This is a genomic window from Rhodanobacter hydrolyticus, from assembly GCF_044904645.1.
The window spans coordinates 1,798,712-1,821,219 of the sequence record NZ_JADIKK010000008.1 but is presented as its reverse complement, the minus strand read 5'-3'; the positions used below and the strand labels follow the sequence as shown (position 1 = coordinate 1,821,219).

At 66.2% G+C, this 22,508-nt stretch carries 14 protein-coding genes and 1 riboswitch; of the genes, 7 read left to right on the top strand and 7 right to left on the bottom strand.

Annotated features, from left to right (window positions below):
- Position 1 precedes the first annotated feature (1 nt).
- Positions 2-1,864, bottom strand: coding sequence for an ATP-binding cassette domain-containing protein (locus tag ISP25_RS10845; protein WP_404613812.1), 1,863 nt, complete (start codon positions 1,862-1,864; stop codon positions 2-4).
- Positions 1,865-2,055: 191 nt separating this feature from the next.
- On the opposite strand from ISP25_RS10845, the gene ISP25_RS10840 reads away from it, so the two are divergent.
- Positions 2,056-3,213, top strand: a complete 1,158-nt coding sequence (locus ISP25_RS10840; RefSeq protein WP_404613810.1) for a D-alanyl-D-alanine carboxypeptidase family protein — start codon at positions 2,056-2,058, stop codon at positions 3,211-3,213.
- A gap of 143 nt (positions 3,214-3,356) precedes the next feature.
- Complete coding sequence (locus tag ISP25_RS10835) at positions 3,357-6,230, top strand: protein kinase domain-containing protein (RefSeq protein WP_404613808.1); 2,874 nt, start codon at positions 3,357-3,359, stop codon at positions 6,228-6,230.
- Between the two features lie 175 nt (positions 6,231-6,405).
- Here the strand turns inward: ISP25_RS10835 and metK are convergent, their stop codons facing one another.
- The 4 genes from metK to metE form a co-directional block, all read right to left on the bottom strand.
- Positions 6,406-7,605 (bottom strand): methionine adenosyltransferase, encoded by a 1,200-nt coding sequence (gene metK / locus ISP25_RS10830; RefSeq protein WP_192158753.1) that lies wholly within the window; start codon positions 7,603-7,605, stop codon positions 6,406-6,408.
- A gap of 133 nt (positions 7,606-7,738) precedes the next feature.
- Positions 7,739-9,094, bottom strand: a complete 1,356-nt coding sequence (locus tag ISP25_RS10825; RefSeq protein ID WP_404613805.1) for a GGDEF domain-containing protein — start codon at positions 9,092-9,094, stop codon at positions 7,739-7,741.
- Positions 9,095-9,170: 76 nt separating this feature from the next.
- Positions 9,171-10,478: a GGDEF domain-containing protein gene (locus ISP25_RS10820; RefSeq protein WP_192158757.1), complete on the bottom strand. Its 1,308-nt coding sequence runs from the start codon at positions 10,476-10,478 to the stop codon at positions 9,171-9,173.
- A 141-nt stretch (positions 10,479-10,619) separates the two neighbouring features.
- Positions 10,620-12,905 (bottom strand): 5-methyltetrahydropteroyltriglutamate--homocysteine S-methyltransferase, encoded by a 2,286-nt coding sequence (metE, locus tag ISP25_RS10815; protein WP_404613803.1) that lies wholly within the window; start codon positions 12,903-12,905, stop codon positions 10,620-10,622.
- A gap of 192 nt (positions 12,906-13,097) precedes the next feature.
- Positions 13,098-13,375, bottom strand: a riboswitch (cobalamin riboswitch).
- Between the two features lie 152 nt (positions 13,376-13,527).
- On the opposite strand from metE, the gene ISP25_RS10810 reads away from it, so the two are divergent.
- The 3 genes from ISP25_RS10810 (at position 13,528) to ISP25_RS10800 (ending at position 17,537) form a co-directional block, all read left to right on the top strand.
- A complete protein-coding gene (locus ISP25_RS10810) occupies positions 13,528-15,252 on the top strand; it encodes a lysophospholipid acyltransferase family protein (protein WP_404613801.1) in 1,725 nt (574 codons plus the stop codon).
- Positions 15,249-16,076, top strand: a complete 828-nt coding sequence (locus ISP25_RS10805; protein WP_404613799.1) for a UDP-2,3-diacylglucosamine diphosphatase — start codon at positions 15,249-15,251, stop codon at positions 16,074-16,076. The genes ISP25_RS10810 and ISP25_RS10805 overlap by 4 nt, the downstream gene beginning before the upstream one ends.
- Positions 16,077-16,223: 147 nt before the next feature.
- On the top strand, positions 16,224-17,537 hold the full coding sequence (locus ISP25_RS10800; RefSeq protein ID WP_404613797.1) for a lysozyme inhibitor LprI family protein: 1,314 nt from the start codon (positions 16,224-16,226) through the stop codon (positions 17,535-17,537).
- Between the two features lie 25 nt (positions 17,538-17,562).
- Here ISP25_RS10800 and dusB read toward each other — a convergent pair whose 3' ends face one another.
- Positions 17,563-18,549, bottom strand: a complete 987-nt coding sequence (gene dusB / locus ISP25_RS10795; RefSeq protein ID WP_404613795.1) for a tRNA dihydrouridine synthase DusB — start codon at positions 18,547-18,549, stop codon at positions 17,563-17,565.
- Positions 18,550-18,604: 55 nt separating this feature from the next.
- On the opposite strand from dusB, the gene ISP25_RS10790 reads away from it, so the two are divergent.
- Both ISP25_RS10790 and ISP25_RS10785 read left to right on the top strand, forming a co-directional pair.
- The gene (locus ISP25_RS10790) at positions 18,605-19,222 is read left to right on the top strand and encodes a flagellar basal body-associated protein FliL (RefSeq protein WP_404613793.1); all 618 of its coding nucleotides are present in this window, start codon (positions 18,605-18,607) and stop codon (positions 19,220-19,222) included.
- A 133-nt stretch (positions 19,223-19,355) separates the two neighbouring features.
- A complete protein-coding gene (locus ISP25_RS10785) occupies positions 19,356-21,101 on the top strand; it encodes a GGDEF domain-containing protein (protein ID WP_404613791.1) in 1,746 nt (581 codons plus the stop codon).
- 3 nt (positions 21,102-21,104) lie between these two features.
- Here ISP25_RS10785 and ISP25_RS10780 read toward each other — a convergent pair whose 3' ends face one another.
- Positions 21,105-22,388, bottom strand: coding sequence for a nucleoside permease (locus tag ISP25_RS10780; RefSeq protein WP_192158773.1), 1,284 nt, complete (start codon positions 22,386-22,388; stop codon positions 21,105-21,107).
- Between the last annotated feature and the right edge of the window lie 120 nt (positions 22,389-22,508).

Here is a 22,508-nt window from a genome sequence, read left to right as displayed (position 1 = left end):
GTCAGCCGTCCAGTTCGGCCCAGCGCGTGTAGGCGCTTTCCAGCTCATGCTGCAGCTTCGCCAGCGATTCGTTCGCCTTGACGATGGCGGCGCTGTCCTGCTGGAAGAACGACGGATCGTTCATCGCTTCGCCGCGTGCGGCGATGTCGGCTTCGAGCTGTTCGATGCGCATGGGCAGTTGTTCCAGTTCGCGCTGGTCCTTGTAGCTCAGCTTGCGCTTGGCTTCCGGCGCGGGAGTGGGCGCAGGCGTCTGGCTTTTTGCAGCCGTAGTGGGAGCCGATGCGGCCGCCGCGGACCGTTGCCGCAGCCAGTCGCTGTAGCCGCCGACGTATTCGGCCACCCTGCCTTCGCCTTCCAGCACCAGCGTGCTGGATACCACGTTGTCGAGGAAGGCGCGGTCGTGCGAGACCAGCAGCAGGGTGCCCTGGTAGCCGGCGAGCAGTTCTTCCAGCAGCTCCAGCGTTTCCACGTCAAGGTCGTTGGTGGGTTCGTCCATCACCAGTAGGTTCGACGGCTGCGCGAACAGCTTGGCCAGCAGCAGGCGGTTGCGTTCGCCGCCGGAGAGCCGCGTGATCGGTGCGCGGGCGCGTTCGGGCGAGAACAGGAAATCCTGCAGATAACCGATGATGTGTTTGCGCTGGCCGTCGAGCTCGATGTATTCGCGGCCCTCGGCCACGTTGTCCAACGCGTTCTGCGTATCGTCCAGCTGCAGGCGGTGCTGGTCGAAGTAGGCGATCTGGATGCCGGTGCCCAGCGTGGCGCTGCCGCGTTCGGGCTTGAGTTCGCCCAGCATGATCTTCAGCAGGGTGCTCTTGCCCGCACCGTTGGGGCCGACGATACCCACGCGGTCGCCACGCAGGATGGTCGTGCTCAGGTCGTCGATCAGCACGCGGCCGCCGTAGCTCTGGTGCACGTGCTCGAGATCGATCACCTTCTTGCCGGAGGCCTGCGCGTTGGCAGCGGTCATCTTCACGTTGCCGGACAATTCGCGGCGCTCTGCGCGTTCCACGCGCAAGGCTTTCAGTGCGCGCACGCGGCCTTCGTTGCGTGTGCGGCGGGCCTTGATGCCCTGGCGGATCCACACTTCTTCCTGCGCCAGCTTCTTGTCGAACAGCGCATTGGCCTGCGCTTCGGCGTGCAGGCGCTCCTCGCGGCGGCGCAGGTAGTTGTCGTAGTCGCCGGGCCAGTCGGTGAGCTGGCCGCGGTCGATCTCCACGATGCGCGTGGCCAATGCCTGCAGGAAGCTGCGGTCGTGGGTGACGAAGAGCAGACTGCCGTCGAAGGATTTCAGGAAGCCTTCCAGCCAGCCGATGGCTTCGATGTCGAGGTGGTTGGTGGGCTCGTCCAGCAGCAGCACGTCGGGCTTGCGCACCAGCGCCTGAGCCAGCAGCACGCGGCGCTTCATGCCGCCGGAAAGTGCGGCGAAGTCGGTGTCGGCGGGCAGTTCGAGCCGGGTCAGCACCTCGGTGACGCGGCGGTCGAGATCCCAGCCATGGCGGGCTTCGATCTGCGTCTGCACGTCGCCCAATGCATCCAGGTCGCCTTCGTGCAGCAGGTGGTGATAACGCGCCAGCAACTGGCCGAGGTCGCCCAGGCCTTGCGCCACCACGTCGAACACGCTGCCGGCGGTGCCCTGCGGCACCTCCTGCGCCATGCGCGCGATGACGACGCCGGTCTGCACGCGCACTTCGCCGTCGTCGGCCTTCAGCTCGCCGGCGATCAGCTTCATCAGGGTGGATTTGCCTTCGCCGTTGCGACCGACGATGCACACGCGCTCGTTGCGGTCGATCGACAAATCGACGTGTTCGAGCAGGAGGGGGCCGCCGATGCTGAAATCGACGCGATGGAGTTGGATCAGGGACATCCGGCCATTCTAGCTGGCGACCGTGCGAATGCCGCTGCATGCGCTTGCGAATGGCTTGAACAATCCGTTGTGGAACATGGATTTAACGAAATTATTTCAAGTCTTGCCTGTAGAAATTTTCGCCACCTTGGGTTAAGGTCGCGGCCACGTGGGGTTTCCATTTGGTTGCAGTTTGTTTGCGAGGAAGTCGGGTGGCCATCGAATCGACGAGGCTGGGGCGGACGTTGGGTCGCTTGCGCGTGCTGCTGATGCTGACGTTGCTGTGCGGCCTCGGCAGCTTTGCCTGCGCGGCGCATGCCGGCTACGCGGCGATCGTCGTCGACGGCGAAACCGGTCAGATCGTGCAGCAGGTCAACGCCGACCAGCGTGATTATCCCGCCTCGCTGACCAAGATGATGACGCTCTACATCGCTTTCCAGGAATTGAAGAGCGGCAAGCTGAGCCTCGACCAGACGATGCCGGTGTCGGCATGGGCCGCCAGCCGCGCACCCACCAAACTGGGCTTGCGCGCCGGCCAGACCGTCGCGGTACAGGACTGCATCCTCGGCATGATCACCAAATCGGCCAACGACGCCGCCAGCGTGATGGCCGAAGGCATCGGCGGCAACGAAAGCCACTTCGCCGACATGATGAATGCGCAGGCAGCGCTGCTCGGCATGAGCGATACGCATTTTGCCAACGCGTCCGGATTGCCCGACCCCAACAACACCTCCACCGCGCACGACCTGGTGAAGCTGGCGATGGCGCTTTACCGCGACTTCCCGCAGTACGCCCACTTCTTCGCCACGCAGGAGTTCGTGTTCCGTGGCCACATCGTGCGCGGGCACAACAATCTGATGTACCGCTATCCGGGCATGGACGGGTTGAAGACCGGCTTCACCGACGCCTCGGGTTTCAACCTCGCCTCCACCGCCGTGCGCGATGGCCACCGCCTGTTCGCCGTGGTGTTGGGGAGCCGTACTGCGAGCGGGCGTGATCGCTTGATGGCGCGCTTGCTGGACGACGGCTTCGACGGCCAGCAGACCCCGCCGATCCTGGTCGCCGAGGCCGGCGGCGTGCGGGCAGGCAGCCGCGCTGCACGCCTGCTCGAAGCGATTTCGCCGATCCAGACCGCCGATGCGGATACTGTGCCGGCTTCGCAGCGCAACCCGGCACCGGCGGCCCGCTCGACGCGCGGCCGCAAGGTAGTCGCCGACGCCGGACGCAGCTGCTCGCGCAGCGGTTCCACCTGTCGGGGCATCACTGCGCATCGCACGCGTCACAGCACTCCCCGTCTGGCGGCACATCACCCGCGGAGCAAGCAGAAGCCGGCCGTCGTGGTCGCTTCGCGCAGCGACACGGACGACTAGGCGGCTGTCTTCCCGTCCAGGCGGCCATGCCGCGCAAGGGCACGGGCAGACCATCGATCTGATCGCTTATCCTTCGACGCCAGGATGCGTCATGCGGGGTTGCCCGCATGGCTGCGGGCCATGCCGCGCATACAGGGGAACCCATGACCGGTCAGCTGACCGACCGTTACTTGCTTGCCAAGCGCATCGCCATGGACGCGTTGGAGATCGATGCGTCAGGGCGCGATGACCTGATTGCACGCGAATGCGGCGGCGACGAAGTGCTGGTGCGCGAAGTGCGCTGGATGATTGCCGCGATCGAGAACAGCCATACCGCCACGCTGCCGTTGCAGCCGGGCGATACGGTGGATCTGAGCGGCAGTGACGCCCAGGTCGATGCGCCGCGCCATTACCGCCTGGTGCGCCGCGTGGGCGAGGGCGGCATGGGCGTGGTCTACCTCGCCGAGCGCGAGGACGACGGCTTCACGCAACAGGTGGCGCTGAAGGTGCTGAACGCCTCGGCCATCGGCTCCCCCACGTTGCTGGAACGCTTCGTGCGCGAGCGGCAACTGCTGGCGCGGCTGGAGCACCCCGGCATCGCGCGGCTGCTCGACGGCGGCGTGCTCACCGACGGCCAGCCCTTCCTGGCGATGGAATACATCGAGGGCGAGCGCATCGATGCGTGGTGTGCCCATCGTGGGCTGGCTCTGCGCGAACGCGTGCAACTGTTCCTCAAGGTTTGCGCCGCGGTGGAGTACGCGCATCGCAACCTGGTGATCCATCGCGATCTCAAGCCCGCCAACATCCTCGTCGATGCACAAGGCGAGCCCAGGCTGTTGGACTTCGGCATCGCGCGCCTGATCGACGAGCAGGCGATCGAGAGCACGCTCACCGTCACCGGCCAGCATGCGTTGACGCTGGCTTACGCCAGCCCGGAGCAGATCGAGCAGCAACCGCTGACCACGGCGGTGGACGTGTACGGTTTGGGCATGGTGCTTTACCAGATGGTGGCCGGGCGGCGGCCGTGGCAGCACATCAGCACGCCGCACCAGCTCAGCCAGGCCATCGTTGCGGGCGAAATCGTACCGCCCAGCCGCAGCGCGAAAACCGGGGACGGGACGCGCTACCCGGTGCCGGCCGACATCGACGCCATCGTCCTGAAGGCGCTGCGCCGCCAGGCCGGCGAACGTTATGCCAGCGTGGCTGCGCTCGCTGCAGACCTGCGCAACTGGCTGGCGCAGCGACCTGTGGCGGCGCGACGGGGCCAGCGTCTGTACCGCACGCGCCGCTTCCTGCAGCGCAACCGCTGGCCGTTGGCCGCCGCTGCGGCGCTGCTGCTCAGCGTGCTGGTCGGCCTCTTCGCGTCGCTGTACTCGCTGCACCAGGCACGCTTGCAGCAGCGTCTGGCCGAGCAGCGGCAGCTGCAACTGGAGCGCATGGTGCGGTTCCAGCAATCGATGTATGACAGCGTGGACATCGGTGCCATGGGGCATGCGGTCGTTGCCGCGACACAGCAGCAGGTTGGCGCAGCGCTGGCATCGACGCCGGCACCGGCGGCGGATGATGCGTTGACCAAGGCCTTTGCCAGTGTGCAGGCCACCGACATCGCGCGCGAGGCGATGGATGGCTACGTGATCGGGCATACGCTCGACGGCCTCGATCACGCGTTCCCCGATGCGCCGCTTCTGGACGCCGACCTGCGCCAGTCGCTGGCGCGGGCGCTGCTGGGCATCGGCAGCTATGCGCATGCCGCCGACGAGTTGCGCAAGGTGTTCGCGGTTCGCGCGAAGCTGCTGCCCGCCGATGATCGTGGCCAGCTTTCCGTACGCGCGGATCTGGCGCAGGCGCTGGAGAAGCAGGGTCAGATCGCAGCCGCGGCAGACATGTATGCCCAGGCTGAAAAGCTGGCGCAAGCCGAGCCGTCCACCGACGCGCTGCGGATCGCGGCTGAATCCGGCGCCGCACGCATGCTGATGGAACAGGGCCATCTGCAGCAGGCACTGCAGCGACAGGACGCGCTCTATACCCTGCTGAAGCCGCGCGTGCCCGCCACCGACCCTGGCCTGATGCAGTTGCAGCGCGACCTGGTGATGACGCTGATCGGACTGGGGCAGCGCGACCGCGCGCTGCAATTGACCGAGCCGCTGGTGGCGCTGGAGCAGCGGACGCTGGGAATGGAGAGTCCGCAGACCCTGGACACCATGCTGGTGCAGGCCAGATTGTTGCACTATCGCTACGAGTACGAGCGCTCGCTCGCGCTCGCGCGCCAGGTAGCCGCTGCCCGCGCGCGGCGGCTGGGCGTGGACCATCCCGACGCGCTGGCCGCCGCCTTCATGGCTGCGACCGACGAGGTGTATCTGGCACAGGAACCGAAGGCTTTCGCCGCGGCCGGTGCGGATCTGCAGCGGGTGATCGACGTGCGTCGCCGCGAATTGGGAAGCGACCATCCCGACACCATCGCCGCCGAGACGGTCATGGTGCGGCTGCTGGCCAAGCAGGGCAGTTACACCAAGGTGCCGGCCGAACAGCGCACGTATTACGCGCAAGCGATCGCACTGGAGCGACAGATCCTCGCCGCCCATGAGCACCAGCTTGGCTCCGATCATCCCAAGACACTGATGGCGCTTGGCAGCTTGGCCAGCCTGTTGGACGAGGCCGGCCAATACGAGCAGGCGCTCGCCGAAGCCAGGCTGTGCCTTGCCGGCCAGTTGCGCGTGCTGGGTCCGCAGCACCCGCTGATATCCGCCACGCGTACCCTGATCGGCGACATCGAGGACGATGCGCATCATTGGGAGGCGTCACGTGATGCCTACCGGCAGGCGTTGGAACAACGCGAGCAGCTGTTGGGCCTGCGCGACGCGCATACCATCGAAAGCGCCTCGCGCCTGTATTCCGTGCTTGTGGAATTGCACGATACCGGCGCGGCAACCCTGGTACGCCAGCGCTACATGGATCCGGTGATCGCGATGGATCCGAAGACGCTCAATGCTGCCATGCGCAGCGTGCGTGACGAGGCGATCCGCATGTTGAAGCCGTAGCCGATCGCAATGGCATTCAATGCATGTCGTGCACGGCAAATTTCGGCTGCGGAAGCTGTGCGATAGCGCGAACGGGCGAGACGTATCGAGTAGGCGACAAGCTTGAATTGATCGCGCACCCAACGAAAACGGGCCGCATCTCGCGGCCCGTTTCCATGGCGTAGCAGATGCCGGCTTACTTCAGCTTGGCGTCCGCACGCAGGGCTTCAGCCTTGTCGGTCTTCTCCCACGAGAACGCGGTGTAGACCTTGCCGTTCTTGTCCTTGATCTCGACCGGGCTGCGGCCGAAGTGGCCGTAGCTGGCGGTCTGCTGATACATCGGGTGGATCAGGTCCAGCATCTTGAGGATGCCGTACGGGCGCAGGTCGAAGTGCCGGCGGATCAGCTTCTCGATCTTGTCGTCGCTGATCTTGCCGGTGCCGAAGGTGGTCACCGAGATCGAGGTCGGCTCGGCCACGCCGATGGCGTAGCTCACCTGCACCTCGCAGCGGTCGGCGATGCCGGCGGCCACGATGTTCTTCGCCACGTAGCGCGCGGCGTAGGCGGCCGAACGGTCCACCTTGGACGGATCCTTGCCGGAGAATGCGCCGCCGCCGTGGCGGGCCCAGCCGCCGTAGGTGTCGACGATGATCTTGCGGCCGGTGAGGCCGCAGTCGCCCACCGGGCCGCCGATCTCGAACTTGCCGGTCGGGTTGATGTGGAACTTGGTGCCCTTGTGCAGCAGCTTGCCCGGCAGCACGGGCTTGATGATGTGCTCGCGCACGGCCTCGATCAGATCCTTCTGCTTGATGCCCGGATCATGCTGGGTGCTGAGCACCACGGCGTCGATCGCGGTGGCCACGCCGTTGTCGTAGCGCAGGGTGACCTGGCTCTTGGCGTCCGGGCGCAGCCACGGCAGCGGCGAGTTCTTCTTCTTGCGCACCTTGGCCTGCTGCTCGACGAGGCGATGCGAGTAGTGGATCGCCGCCGGCATGCCGTCCTTGGTCTCGTTGGTGGCGTAGCCGAACATCAGGCCCTGGTCGCCGGCGCCCTGTTCCTCGGGCTTCTTGCGGTCCACGCCCTGGTTGATGTCGGGCGACTGCTTGCCGATCAGGTTGAGCACACCGCAGGTGGCGCCGTCGAAACCCACGTCGGAGGAGTTGTAGCCGATGTCGAGGATCACCTTGCGGGTGATCGCTTCCAGGTCGATCCAGGCGCTGGTGGTGATCTCGCCGGCGACGATGGCCACGCCGGTCTTGACCATGGTTTCGCAGGCCACGCGGGCGCGCGGATCCTGCGCGAGGATCGCGTCGAGCACGGCATCGGAGATCTGGTCGGCGACCTTGTCCGGATGGCCTTCGGAGACCGATTCGGAAGTGAACAGATGGCTGGACATCGGGTTTATATCCTCGTGTACGGATAAAGAGATAAAAGAAAGTGCGCCATCATACCATCGTGCCGTACCGGCGTTGTACCCCTGGCTGAACCGGGCTTTGGACGGATGGACGGCTATCTGCCCGCCGCCGGCCTCACGCCGCCTCGCAGCGGTTGCGGCCGTTGTCCTTGGCCCGGTAGAGCGCCTGGTCGGCGCGTTCGAACAGCGACTCGGGCGTGTCGTCGTCGCGCATCGTGGCGATGCCGCACGACAGAGTGATCGGCACCACCTGGTTCTGGCTGTGGAAGCGCGCTTGCCCGATGCGTATGCGCAGGCGCTCGGCCACCCGCATCGCCTCATTGGCATCGGCGGTGAGCAGGGCCACGAACTCCTCGCCGCCGTAGCGGGCGAGGTAGTCGCCGGGGCGCAGCGCGGCCTGCAGCTGTTCGGCCACGATGCGCAGCGCGCGATCGCCGGCGGTGTGGCCGAGCAGGTCGTTGATCGACTTGAAATGGTCGATGTCCAGCATCAGCAGGCTGATGTCGGGCGCGTTCGACTCGTGCAGCGAGGCCATGCGCGCCTCCAATGCGCGGCGGTTGGCAAGGCCGGTGAGCGGATCGGTGTCGGCCAACTGGAGCTTCTGCTTCAGCGTGGCTTCCATGTTGCGCGTGCTGGATTCCAGTTCGCGGATGCGCTCGCGCATGCGTGCAGTGTGTTCGTACCACGCCTGCTCGCGTGTCTGCTCGCGCTCGCGCAGCGTGGCGAGGTGGGCGCCGACCGCGGCGAGCCGCGCATGCACGTCGGCTTGCAGGCTGGGCAGGTCGGAGGCTGTGCGCGCGCGCTCGCGCAGCGTCAGCATCTCGCCGGCCATGCGTTCGCCCAGCTCGCGCCGGGCCATGACGGCATCGTTGCGCGACTGGTTGTCCTCGTCGAGATGCTCGGTCAACGCAGTCAGTTCGTTGTCCACGTGGTCCAGCAGGCGGCTGGCGGTGCGCTGGGCCTCTTCGAGTTGCTCGATGTGGCGCGCGACCAGGGCGGCCAGTGCCTCGCCGTGGGCCTGCAGCATCCTGGTGTCGTGGCAGCCGACGATGCGTTGGCGCAGGGACTCCAGTTCGGCGCCGGCCGTCTCGCCCAGCGGCAGGCGATCGAGGATGGCGAGCAGCAGGCGATCCAGCACGGGTTCCGCCGCCTGCGGCAAGGGAACTAGAGGCGGCGAGGGCGGCAGGGCGGCCTCCCTGGATGGCTGGGCGAGCTCCTCGTCCAGCACGGCCACGGCGTCGGTCAGGGCGTCGAGCAGCGGCGTAAGGCGCTGCTCATCGAAGGTGTTCCGGGTGGCCAGCCGGATATCGCTCAGCACGGCGTCCAGACCGATGTTGCGGCCCTCCGCCGCATAGGTCAGGCGCGAAAGCAGGCGACGCAGCAGCGCATCAATTTCGCGCCAGCGTTCGCGCTCGCGCTCGAACATCTCGATGGCGTCGGGTATGGCGGAATCGGGGTGGTCGGAAGCCATCGGCGTGGTTTCGCGTGTCGTGGTAAGCCCATCGTACGCTGGAAAGGCCCCGGATCTGAGTATTGCCGGGCGGTTCTTACAACACCATGCAGCGGTTGCGACCGGCACGCTTGGCCTGGTACAGCGCGCGGTCGGCGCGCTCGAACACGCTCTCGGGAGTGTCACCGGCCCGCGTGGTGGTGACACCGCAGGACAAGGTGACGTGCACAGGCTGATCCTGGCTGCGGAAGCGCGTGCGTTCGATCCGCTCACGCAAGCGTTCGGCCACCAGTATCGCTTCTTCCGGACCGGCTTCCAGGATGGCCACGAATTCCTCGCCGCCATAACGGGCAAGGAAATCCCCCGGGCGTAGCGCGGCCACCAATTGCTCCGCGACGATACGCAGGGCGCGGTCGCCGGCGCCGTGCCCCAATCGGTCGTTTATTTCCTTGAAATGGTCGATGTCCGCCATCAGCAGGCTGGTGGTACCTATGGGCGTGTCGCACAAGTTGGGCATGCGCACTTCCAGCGCGCGGCGGTTGGCGAGGCCGGTCAGGGCATCGGTGTCGACCAGATGGCCCTTCGCCGCCAGCATGGTCTCCATGCGTTCGATGTCGTCTTCCAGTTGACGGACGCGATGGCGCGAACGCTTCAGGCGCTTCTGCCAATCCTGCTCGCGCTCCGCTTCGCGGTCGCGCGCGGAGGCAAGGTGGTCGCGGATGGTGGCCAGCCGTGCCTGCACGTCGTGGCGCAGGCTGGCAAGGTCGGGCGCCGCGCTGGCGTATTCGTCCAGCGCCTGCACTTCGTCGAGCATGCGCCCGTTCAATTCGTGGCGGGCGGTGACGGCGGCGTGGTTGGCGCTTTCGTCCTGGTCGAGGTATTCGGTCAGCGATCCCAGGTGGCAATTGACATGGTGCAGCAGCTGGGCCGCCGCGCGGCGTTCTTCCGACAGTTGCTTCAGCCGGCGATTGACCAGTGCGGCCAGTGTCTTGCCGTGTTCGCACAATGCCTGCGCATCGGTGCAGCCGGCGACCTGCTGGCGCAATTCGGCCAGATCCGCGGCAGGTTCTTCCAGCGCGAGGTAGTCAAGTACGGCGAGCAGCAATTCGTTGGCTGCCGTCGGTGCGGCATCCGGCTCGGGGCGGAACGCGGCGTCCGGCGACTTCACCGCTTTGGCCAGCGTGCCGAGCAGGGTGGCGATACGGTTGTCGCCGCCAGGCTCGCGCATGAGCCCGCGCAGTTCGGCCAGCGTGCTCTCCAGCACATGGTTGTGCAGATCGCCCGAGCCGGCCAGTTGGGCCAGCAGACGATGCAGCAGGCCGCCTACATGGCGCCACTGTGCCTCGCGCAGCTTGAGCACTTCGACTTTGTCGTGCGGGTTGGTGCTGGGCTGGGTGGTGTCCATTGGCAGGGGTTATCGGCTGTCCAGACGGCATCTTAAACCGGTTCCGGGGCTTCGCCTTGCCCCGCGCCACGTGCGAAGCGCAGGGGATGGCCGGTAGAAACACGCCTTGGCGTTTCTACCGGCTCCCGTGCCAGGAACGGGTCAGGCCACGATGTCGGTGCGCAGCTGGCGGGCGCAGCCCACCATGCGGCGAAGCGCCGGTTCCACCTGGGCCCAGCCACGGGTTTTCAGGCCGCAGTCCGGGTTCACCCACAGTTGGCCGGCATCCAGCACTTCCAGCGCTTTGCGCAGCAGGGCCAGCATTTCCTCCTGCGTCGGTACGCGCGGCGAGTGGATGTCGTACACGCCGGGGCCGATGCCGTTGGGGTAGCGGAAGCGCACGAAGGCGTCCAGCAATTCCATCCGCGAGCGGCTGGTCTCGATCGAGATCACGTCGGCGTCCATCGCGGCCACCGCCTCGATGATGTCGTTGAACTCCGAGTAGCACATGTGGGTGTGGATCTGGGTCGCGTCACGCACGCCACCGGCCGTGATGCGGAAGCATTCCACCGCCCAGGCGAGATAGGTCGGCCAATCGGCGCGGCGCAGTGGCAGGCCCTCGCGCAGCGCAGGTTCGTCGATCTGGATCGCGCGGATGCCGGCGGCTTCCAGGTCGTGCACCTCGTCGCGCAGCGCCAGCGCGATCTGCCGGCAGACCGTCTCGCGCGGCAGATCGTCGCGCACGAAGGACCACTGCAGCATGGTCACGGGGCCGGTGAGCATGCCCTTCATCGGCTTGTCGGTAAGCGATTGCGCGAAGGCCGACCAGCGCACCGTCATCGGCGCGGGTCTTGCCACGTCACCCCAGATCACCGGTGGTTTCACGCAGCGGGAGCCGTAGCTCTGCACCCAGCCGAGCTTGGTGAACAGGTAGCCGTCGAGTTGTTCGCCGAAGTACTCCACCATGTCGTTGCGCTCGGGCTCGCCGTGCACCAGCACGTCCAGCCCGATCTCCTCCTGGAAGCGCACCACGCGTTCTACCTCGGCCTTCAGCCGGTCTTCGTAGGCCTTGTCGGCCAGCTTGCCGGTGCGATGCGCGGCGCGTGCCTGGCGCAGTTCGTCGGTCTGCGGAAAGGAACCGATCGTGGTGGTGGGCAGCGGCGGCAGCGCCAGCACTTCGGCCTGTACGACGCGGCGCGAGGCGTAGGCCGATCGACGCAATGCCGATTGCGGACTGAGCGCCTGCAGGCGGCCGCGCACAGCCGGGTTCAGCACACCGGCCTGCCCGGCCTGGCGGTCGAGCAGGGTCTGCTGCGCGTGCAGCGCGGCTTCGGCTTCGGGATGGCCGGCCAGCGCATCGGCGTAGGCGCGCAACTCTTCCAGCTTCTGCTTCGCGAACGCCATCGAGGCGCGGCGTTCCGCGGGAAGGGTTGTCTCGGCCTCGAGGTCGATCGGCACATGCAGCAGCGAGCAGGACGGGGCGAGCCACAGCCGTTCGCCACCGAGCCGCGCGTGCGCCTTGCGCAACAGCGGCAGCACCTGTCCGGGGCGGCTGCGCCATACGTTGCGTCCGTCGACCACGCCGGCGCTGAGCACGCGGCCTGCGGGCAACACATCGAGCACGGCATCGAGTTGCTGCGGCGCGCGCACCAGGTCGACATGCAGTCCATCCACCGGCAGCTCCGTGGCCAGCGCCAGGTTGTCGCCCAGGGCGCCGAAATAGCAGGCGAGCAGGATCCTGGGACCGTTCGCCGCGGCCAGCGCCGCATAGGCCTTGCGGTAGGCGGCGTGGTCATCGGCGTCCTGGTCGAGTACCAGGCAGGGCTCGTCCAGTTGCACCCATTCCGCGCCGGCTTCGGCCAGCTGGCGCAGCAACTCGGCGTAGGCGGGCAGCAGCCTGTCGAGCAAGGCCAGCCGGTCGCTGCCGTCCACGGTCTTGGAGAGCAGCAGGAACGACACCGGACCCAGCAGCACCGGCCGCGCCCGGTGGCCCAGCGCCTGCGCCTCGCGGAGTTCGGCCAACGGCTTGTCGCCGATCAGGGCGAAATGCTGGCCGGCATGCAGTTCCGGCACGAGGTAGTGGTAGTTGGTGTCGAACCATTTGGTCATTTCCAGCGCATGCAGATCATGGCCGTCGCGCCGATGGCCGCGGGCCATCGCGAAGTAGCCGTCCAGACGGCTGTCTGCAAAAAGCGCCCGGTAGCGTTCCGGGATCGCGTCGAACAGCACGGCGGTGTCGAGCACGTGGTCGTAAAGGCTGAAATCGTTGCAGGGCACGACATCGGCGCCGGCGTCGCGCGCCAGCCGCCAGTGCCGCACGCGCAACTCGCGGGCGGCATCGAGCAGGGCCTCGACAGGCGTTTCGCCTCGCCAGTGCGCCTCCAGCGCACGCTTCAGCTCCCGCTTCAGGCCGATGCGGGGAAAACCAGGATGGGTAACGAGCGACATGAATGATTCCTCTTGCGGATATGGGCAAAGAGGAACGAAGGATGGGCAGTGGTTGCTGCTCCGTTGACCTTCGCCCCCGCGGGCGAACCGGCTCACGCGGGCGCGACGCAACCGCCGCATGGCACGCGGCGGGCGCGGCGCTCCCCGCGGAGAGCCAGGCCGATACAAGCCCGCGCGCATGCTTTCGCGTGACGCGCAGGCTTCGCCGGGGCAGGTCTTCGGGCTCGTGGACGAGGCTGGTTATGCGCCGGCCGCCTACTGTCCGCCGCTTCCCGGGCATCGAGCCTGAGCTGCAGAAATATCCGAGACGAAACGGATGATTTCCCGCTCAGGCGTTTGCGCCCAGTGCTGATGGCGAAGGTCGTTTCCACATACCGCTGCGGGGCAGCGCCGGATTCGCACCGGCTTCCCTTTTAATTTCATCTCTTCATTCGAATAAAGAGATGAAAACCTCGGCGCTGCGCAAGGTACGCCGTGGCGCGGCATCCGTCAATGGGCGGATGGCCGTCCAAACGCCATGGCGAATTCGACGCCCGGCCTGTCACGCCGTTGACGCAGCAGCGCAACGCAGCCGTCCCGGTAACCGCGGAATCTTGCGGCAGGCCAAGCCGGGAGACTCGCCATGCAAGCCATCGAGCAGCGTTTGCAGCAACGCTATCCGCACTGGTTCCGCGGTCACCGCGGGCGACTCGCCGCTCCGCTGCTGCACGGATGGGCCAGCTGGTCGGGGCTGGATGGCATCAATGCCTTCTGTACGGAGGCGGAGCACGCCGGGCTGCACGGCTTCGCCTTCGTCGAGGCGGCGCTGCGCTATCTGCAGTTGCGCTACGACGTGGACGAGCAAACGCTGGCGCGCATTCCGCCGCAGGGGCCGCTGCTGATCGTCGCCAACCACCCTTGCGGCGGGCTCGACGCGTTGGCGTTGCTGGACGTGGTGGGGCGAGTGCGTCGCGACGTGCGCATCGTCGCCAACGAAGTGCTGGCGCTGGTGGAGCCGCTGGCGGAATTGTTGTTGCCCGTGCGCGTGTTCGGCGGCAGTGCCGGCGCGGCCAGCCTGCGCCGGGTGGAGCGCGCGCTGCGCGATGGCGAATGCGTGATCGTGTTTCCCGCCGGCGAAGTCTCGCGGCTGGGACCAGGCGGCGTGCGCGACACGCGCTGGCGCCCCGGCTTCCTGCGTTTCGCGCGCCGCGCTGCGGCACCGGTATTGCCGGTGCGCATCGAGGCGCGCAACTCGGCGTTGTTCTATGGGATTTCCGCGCTATGGCGGCCGGCTTCGACGGCACTGCTGGCCAGGGAGATGTTCGCGCGGCGCCAGCGCCCGATGCGCCTGTACGTGGGCGAAGCCTTGTCGCTGGCGCAAGACGAGGACGAAGGCGCGGCGTTGAAACGCATCCGTCGCGCGGTCTATGCGAGCGGCCGCAGGCCTGCCGCCGCCCTGGCCGTTGCCGTGGTCGGCCAGCAGCCGCTGGCAGCGGCCATCGACGCCGACGTGCTGGCGCGCGCGATGGAGACCACCGAACTGCTCGGCTGCACCGGCGACGGCAAGCACATCCGCCTCGCGCGCCATGCCGGCGGCTCTCCGCTGCTGCAGGAAATCGGCAGGCTGCGCGAGTTGAGTTTTCGCGAAGTCGGCGAAGGCACCGGACGCAGCCGCGACCTCGACGCCTACGACGCGCACTACGACCACATCCTGGTGTGGGATGCGCAGGCGTCGTGCATCGCCGGTGCCTACCGGGTGATGCGCGGCGCCGAGGCGCTGGCGCGCAGCGGGCTGGCTGGCCTCTACACCGCATCGCTGTTCCGTTACGAGGACGAAGCGGTGGCGCGACTGGCCGCGGGGCTGGAGCTGGGACGGAGTTTCGTGGTGCCCGACTACTGGGGCAGCCGCAGCCTCGACTACCTGTGGCAGGGCATCGGTGCATATCTGCAGCGTTATCCGGGCGTGCGCTACCTCTACGGCGCAGTGTCGATCAGCGCGGCCATGCCGCACGAGGCGAGTGAACGGATCGTGGACTATTACCGGCGCTATTACGGCAGCGCGCAACGGTTGGCCAGTGCGCGCCGGCCGTTCGTCGCCACGGGAGCGCCGTCCGCGCCTGACGGCCAGGGCGACGGCAATGCGGCGTTCGACTCGCTGAAGGCGGCACTGGCCCGGCTGGGCGCCTCGGTACCGATGCTCTACAAGCAATACACCGAGCTGTGCGAACCCGGCGGCGCGCGCTTCCTCGCCTTCGGCGTGGACCCGGATTTCAGCGGCGCCATCGACGGACTCATCGAGGTGGACCTGGAGTGCGTGCGTCCGCGCAAGCGACAACGCTACCTGCAGGCGCGGAGCGTGCCGGCATGAGGCGCCTCGTCGCGGTGACGCAGCGGCCATGGAACGCGGTGTTCATTTCCGACGTGCACCTGGGCACGCGGCATTGCCATGCGGCGGAGCTGGCGGACTTCCTCGACGGCCTGCGCTGCAGGCAGCTGTACCTGGTGGGCGACATCGTCGACCTGTGGTGGATGGCGCAGCGCCGTTCGCAATGGAGCGGTGCGCATACCCGGGTGATCGAGGTGCTGCACGCGCTGCATGCCCGCGGCACGGAGATCGTCTACGTGCCGGGCAACCACGACCGCCCGTTGCGGCGGGTGTGTGGATTGATGCTGCCCGGCATGCGGGTGCGACGGCGTGCGGTCCACGTCACCGCCGACGGCCGCCGACTGCTGGTGACGCACGGCGATGACTACGACAACGTCACCCAGTTCGGCGGCCTGCAGGAGCGCCTGGGTGATTGGCTGTACTACCGCATCCTCACCTGCAACCGCTGGCTCAACATCGCGCGCCGGCGCGCCGGCCTGCGCTACTGGTCGCTGTCGGAATTCGTGAAGCGGCGCAGCAACGCCGCCGAGCGCTACATCGAGCGCTTCGTGCAGGCCGGCCTCGACGATGTCGCACGGCGCCAGCTCGACGGCATCGTCTGCGGGCACATCCACCGCGCCGGACTGATCGAGCGGAACGGCCTGATCTATGCGAACGACGGTGACTGGGTGGAAAGCCTCACCGCGCTGACCGAGGACGCGGACGGCGTGCTACGCCTGCTCGGGCATCGCGGCGAGGTGCTTGCCGAATTGCCACCGCGGTTACGTCTGACGATGGTGGAAATGCCGCACGAGCTGGCGGCCTGAAGTTCATGTTCGCTCTTCGTGCATCTAGGACGGTTTGGCGAACTGACGTGGTTTGCCCGCGTCTTGTCACGAGCCTGCCTGCGCGCGGTCGCGGAAGGCGTCGAAAGGCATGCGAAAATCCCTTCAGCTGTACGACAAGGGACGGACATGCGCTCGATCTGGATGAAGCTTTCGTTGGCTTTGGCTCTGCTGGGCGCTGTACCTCCGGCATTGGCTGCGGGGTTCGATTGCGCGAAGGCCAACGGAGCGGCCGAGCAGAAAATTTGTGCCGATCCTGGACTGTCAGCGCTCGACAGCCAAATGACTCAGGTATTCGAGCAGACGCGCGCCCAGGCTGGATCGCGAGCGGATGCCTTGGTGCGCGATCAGCACAACTGGTTGCGTGAGCGCGATGAGGCGATGGCTTCAGGGTATCCCGCTCCCTATCAGGATCGCATTAAGTACCTTCAGCATGTGTTCGATGCGCCGCCAACAGATACACCGCTGCTTGCCGCCATCGTGAAGCATCTGGCCAATCGGTCGTCGGTGGCATTGCTTCAGCGCTATTCGGATATGAATCAGGTAATGGGCGGTGACGGCTCTGTGTTCAAGATGGCGACAGAGCAAATGTTCGATCCCACGAAGCCGCAGCCGTTCGATATTGGGCCGCTAGTCAAGGTGGCTGACCAGATGGCTGGCCAAGATGGCGTCGATGTCGAGGACATGAGGCTGTCACGTCTCGATGATCTCCATTTCGGCGCGCTTTATTTGTGGACAGGTACGGCTCGCTGCATGGATGTGGTGTTTTTCGGTTGGCATGATCGGGCAATCAAGTTCATCAATGCGCCGGAAGTATTCGATCATGACTGCGGGATGTCGGGTGGGCCGCTAGTTGAGTTCCAAGGCCATGCTTATGCCATGCAGCTGGATGACCTCAGTGTTGTGTCAACCGACATCATGGTGCAGCAATGGAACGGGGGTGGCTGGAGTTCATTCAATCGCGTGCACGTGCGTTACGACTACAGTACGTTGCCGCAGCACATGCGCTGTGCATTGACCGATTGTTCCGGGTTGACCGCACAGGTGAGCAAAGTGTTTGTTCGTTACCTGCAAAATTTCGATGCTAGTGGGCTGGTTGGCCATGTTCCAGCTGATGTGCAGGCGCAGTTTGAAGCAGAGCGTAAGCTGGCTTTGAAAGACATTGGCGTGTGGAACTTGCCTTGGGGAAATACGCCAAAGAGGTTCTACTACGGCATGGATGGATTTGACGGCGCCAGCGTGTTTTTCCCCGTTCACTGGCAGGGCGAGTGGCTGCTTGGCCGCATTGGTCATGCCTCGATGGGTTGGCATACCAGTGATGACTGGCTGCTAGGCATCTGGCGCCGGGACGGTCATACATATGCGCCGGTGCTTGGCATGGTTGCCGAGGCGCAACGCACCAGCTTCCTGCTGGCGACGTGGGATCATCCCTACGCAAATTGACTATGCGTTTGGACGTCCAAGCCCTTTAAGCCGCCAACAATTCCCCAGCCGCCAGCGTCTCGAAATAATCCCGCACCAGCCGCAACTGCTCCTGAGCACTCTCCGCGCGATTCGCCACCTGCCGGAACGCGGCATTCTCGGGCCGATCTTTCGCGTACCAGCCCAGGTGCTTGCGCGCGATGCGCACGCCGGCCTGTTCGCCATAGAAGGCGTAGAGGTGTTCCAGATGACCGAGCAGGATCGTCGCCACTTCGGCGTGCGTGGGTTCGGGCAGCAGTTCGCCGGTGGCGAGGTAGTGGGCGATCTCGCGGAAGATCCAAGGGCGGCCCTGTGCGCCGCGGCCGATCATCAGCGCGTCCGCGCCGGTTGCGGTCAGCACGTGCCTGGCCTGCTGCGGTGTCGTGACGTCGCCGTTGGCGAATACCGGGATGCGCACGCTGGCCTTCACCGCGGCGATGGTTTCGTATTCGGCTTCGCCTTCGTACTTGTCGGCGCGGGTGCGGCCGTGCACGGCGAGCGCGGCGATGCCAGTGTCCTCGGCGATGCGCGCGATGGCCAGTGCGTTTTTGTTCTGGCGGTCCCAGCCGGTGCGGATCTTCAGTGTCACCGGCACTTCCACCGCATCCGCTACTGCCTTGCAGATGCGCGCCACCAGCGGCTCGTCCTGCAGCAGGGCGGAGCCCGACCACACGTTGCAGACTTTCTTCGCCGGGCAGCCCATGTTGATGTCGACGATCTGCGCGCCGTTGGCCACGTTGAAGCGTGCGGCCTCGGCCAGCATCGCGGGGTCGTAGCCGGCGATCTGCACGCTCACCGGCTCTGGCTCGCCTTCATGGTCCATACGGCGCAGCGACTTGCGTGTATGCCAGAGGCGCGGGTCGGCCGTTGTCATCTCGGATACGGCCAGCCCCGCGCCCAGCCGCTTGCACAGCAGGCGGAACGGCTTGTCGGTGACGCCGGCCATGGGGGCCAGCGCCAGCGGCGGGTCGATGCGGTAGGGGCCGATTTGCATGCGGGTATTGTACCTGCCTGATCTTTTGGACCCGATGAACCGACGGAGGCACTGCATGAACACGATCTGGCGCAAGCGCGCATGGATGCTTTTTTCGCTGTCGCTGTTGTTGCCGACGTTGGCGCTGGCGCACCACGATCACGGCGACAAGAGCAGCCGCGGGCTGAGCAATGTCACCGTGCTGATCGTGCGGCATGCCGAGAAGCCGGCCTCGGGCAACGGCTTGAGCCCGCAGGGCGAGCAGCGCGCGCAGGCCTACGTCGCCTATTTCGATCCGCTGCAGCTCGATGGCCAGAGCCTGCTGCCGGGGCGACTGATCGCCACCAGGGACAGCAAGTCCAGCATCCGGCCGCGCCTCACGCTGACGCCGCTGTCGCAGCGCCTCGGCCTGCCGATCGAGCAGCCGTATGCCGACGCGGACGTGGACAAACTGGTGAAATCACTGAGCAAGGACAACCAGTCGCCGGTAGTGCTGATCGCATGGCACCACGGCCACATCGACAAGCTGCTCGAGGCCTTCGGCGGCGACGCCAAAGCCATCACCGGTCACAAGTCGTGGCCAAGCGACGTATACGACTGGCTGGTTGTGCTGCGCTTCGATGCGGATGGCCATCTGGATGCCTCGCGCAGCCAACTGGTGCAAGAACACCTGCTTCCAGGCGATGGCGGTTGACGTATCTGCGATGGGGTGATGCAGATTGGCTGCGCCAGGGTGCGACGACGTCGAACAAGCCCTAAAATTCTGGAAAACCGCAGGACAGGGTGGGCTTAGGATGCCGAAGAGGGCGTGGCTGGGTGTGCTGGGGATGCTGGTTGCAGTGCCGGCGGCCGCCGCCTCCATGGATGCGTTCCGCGAGCGTGCGGTGACGAATCCGCACAGCCTGATTGCCTCGGTCCGCCAGCAGCTCGACCGGGCCGGCACCGCATTGCCGCCCGCGCGCGAACGCGAATTGCTGTGGGGCATGGGCACGGCTGCGATCAACAGCAACGACGATGCCGCGCTGGCCGAAGCCACGCTGCGCCTCGACAGTCTTGCAGCGGTGGCGCACGACCCGGTAGCCGCTGCGGCTGCCGGCTTTCTGCAGGCGCGCCACGACATCGCCAACGGCATCAGTGCCGGTCTGGGCGAAGCCTTGCAGGCAGCGAACAAGGTGCTGGGGCAGACCGATCCCCGGATCATGGCCTGGGCGCGTTATCAGTTGTGCGACGCCTACACCCTCGACGACAAACCGGACAAGGCGTTGCCCGTGTGTCAGCAAGCGCTGGCGGGTTATCGCGCGCTGAACGACGAGTTCGGCATGGGCGACGTGGAGAACGACACAGGCATCGCGTTGGCCTCGCAGGACAAGGTCGATGACGCGGCCGCGGCCTACGTGCGCTCGCGCGAGCACTACGCCAAGGCCAAGGCGGGACAGTTGGTGGTGCTGGTGGGCGATAACCTGGCGAAGATGTACCTGAAGCAGGGCCGCGCGCGCGAGGCGATGGCGTTGTCGCAGGCCTCGCTCAAGCAGGAGCTGGGTGCCGGACGCATCAGCGATTCGCTGGATTCCACCACCGACATCGCATTGGCCGAGGCGGCGCTGGGCCAGCATCGCCAGGCCTATGCGCGGATGCGCGAAGCCGTGGTGCGTGCGCGCCAGGCCGGCATCAACGGTCAGTTGATCGGGATGCTGCAAGTGGAGAGCCGGATGGCCGAACAGGTCGGCGACCTGCGCCAGGCACTGGACGACGAGCGCGAGGCGTCGCGACTCAACGACACGGCCGATACGCCGGCGCAGCGCCTCGTCGAAACCGAGCTGGAGCAGCGCTATGCCACCCGCGAGAAGGAATTGCGCATCAGCGAGCTGGAACATGCCAATGAGCTGAAAGACTTGCAGCTCAGGGCAGTGAAGGCTGAAGCGGAACGTCGGCGCGAACAGCAGCAGCGCCAACGGCTGGCCAACGCGATGATCGCAATCCTGGCCGGGGCCCTGTCGCTCATTGTCGGCCTGCTCGTTTTGCTGCTGCGCGCGCAGCGCCGGCACGCCGCCGAACTGCGTGCGCAGGCATTGCGCGATCCCCTCACCGGGATAGCGAACCGGCGTGCATTCCAGCAGCGGGCCAGCGAGTTGCTGGACGGGCCGCATGAAGCAGGCATCGCGGCGCACGTGTTGCTGCTGATCGACATCGATCATTTCAAGAGCATCAACGACAGTATCGGCCACCCGCAAGGCGACCGCGTGCTGCGCATCCTTACCGATTATCTGGGCGGCGCGGTCGGCGCCCCCTGCTTCGTGGCGCGCATCGGCGGCGAGGAGTTCGCCGTGCTGTGCCCGCGAACCGGCCTGGCCGCCGGCATGCGGTTGGCTGAGCGACTGCGCGCGGGAACCGCCGAACTGACCATGCCCGACGACCTGCCGCTGGAGCGGCTGACGATCAGCATCGGCGTGGCACCCTTCGATGGAGTGCGCTGCCGCGACCTGTCGAGCTGGATGCGCGCCGCGGACCTCGCGCTGTATGCGGCCAAGTCCGGTGGACGCGACCGGGTGATGGAGAGTCGCTTGCTGGACTGAGGCTCAGTGCGTGGGCATGCCGCGGGCGGCACCTGCGTTGTGGCGATGCCTGAACAGCGGTACGAACAGCAACGCCATCACCAGTGCGTAGCCGGCGAAGGCCAGCCAGATGCCATGCCAGTCCTTGCAGATCAGCAAGGCATCGTTGCAGGTGTGGTCGGTGAAGAAGTGGTCGATCACGAAGCCGGCGATCAGGCTGCCCAGCACCGCGCCAACGCCGTTGGTCATCAGCATGAACAGCCCCTGCGCGCTGGCGCGGATCTTCGGGTCGGCCTGCCCCTCGACGAACAGCGAGCCGGAGATGTTGAAGAAGTCGAACGCCATGCCGTACACGATGCACGACAGCACGATCATCCATAGGCCGCCGAGCGGGTCCGGGTTGCCGAACGCGAACAGGCCGAAGCGCAGCACCCAGGCCAGCATGCTCATCGTCATCACCGCCTTGATGCCGAAGCGTTTCAGGAAGAACGGGATGGTGAGGATGAACGCGGTTTCGGAGAACTGCGAGATCGAGATGATGATGGTCGAGTACTTCACCGTCAGCAGATTCGCGTAGGCCGGCACCTTGACGAAGTCGCTGAGGAAGGCGTCGCCGTAGGCGTTGGTGAGCTGCAGCGCCGCGCCCAGCAACATGGCGAAGACGAAGAACACCGCCATGTTGCGGTTCTTGAACAACACGAACGAAGTGAGGCCGAGGCGATCCGTCAGGCTGCGGCTGTGCGTGGCATCGAGCTTGGGTGGGCACTTCGGCAGCGTGAACGCGTAAAGGCCCAGCAGCAGCGAGGCGCCCGCGGCCACATAGAACTGCGCCGGCGACGCCTTGAAGCCGAGCAGGCTGGTGGTCCAGGTGGCGGCGATGAAACCCACCGTGCCCCACACGCGGATCGGCGGGTAGGTGCTCACCACGTCCTGCCCCTCCTGCTTGAGCGCGTTGAACGCCACCGTGATGGCAAGCGAGATGGTGGGCATGTAGAAGCACATGTACAGCAGCACCACCCAGAACATCTGCTGCGGGTCGGCCGCGTGCGGTATCGCGAACAGCACCAGCGCGCCCACGATCTGGAACAGGCCGTACAGGCGCTCCGCGTTGATCCACTTGTCCGCCACGATGCCTGCCAGCGAAGGCATGAACAGCGAGGCGATGCCCATCGTCGAGAAGATCGCGCCGAAGCTGGTGCCCGACCAGTGCAAGGTCTGGAACCACCACGTGCCGATCGTCAGCAGCCACGCGCCCCAGATGTAGTACTGGAAGAAGTTGAGGACGACGAGGCGGAGCTTGAGGCTCATGGGTCTGGATCCCCTGTGCGGCCGGGGACGATCCCGTGGCCATGCTGCTTGGAATCGGGCGAGAGTAGAGGAAGCTCCGGCTGTGCAGCAAGGCGCGGCGCATCGTCCGAGTGCGGCTAA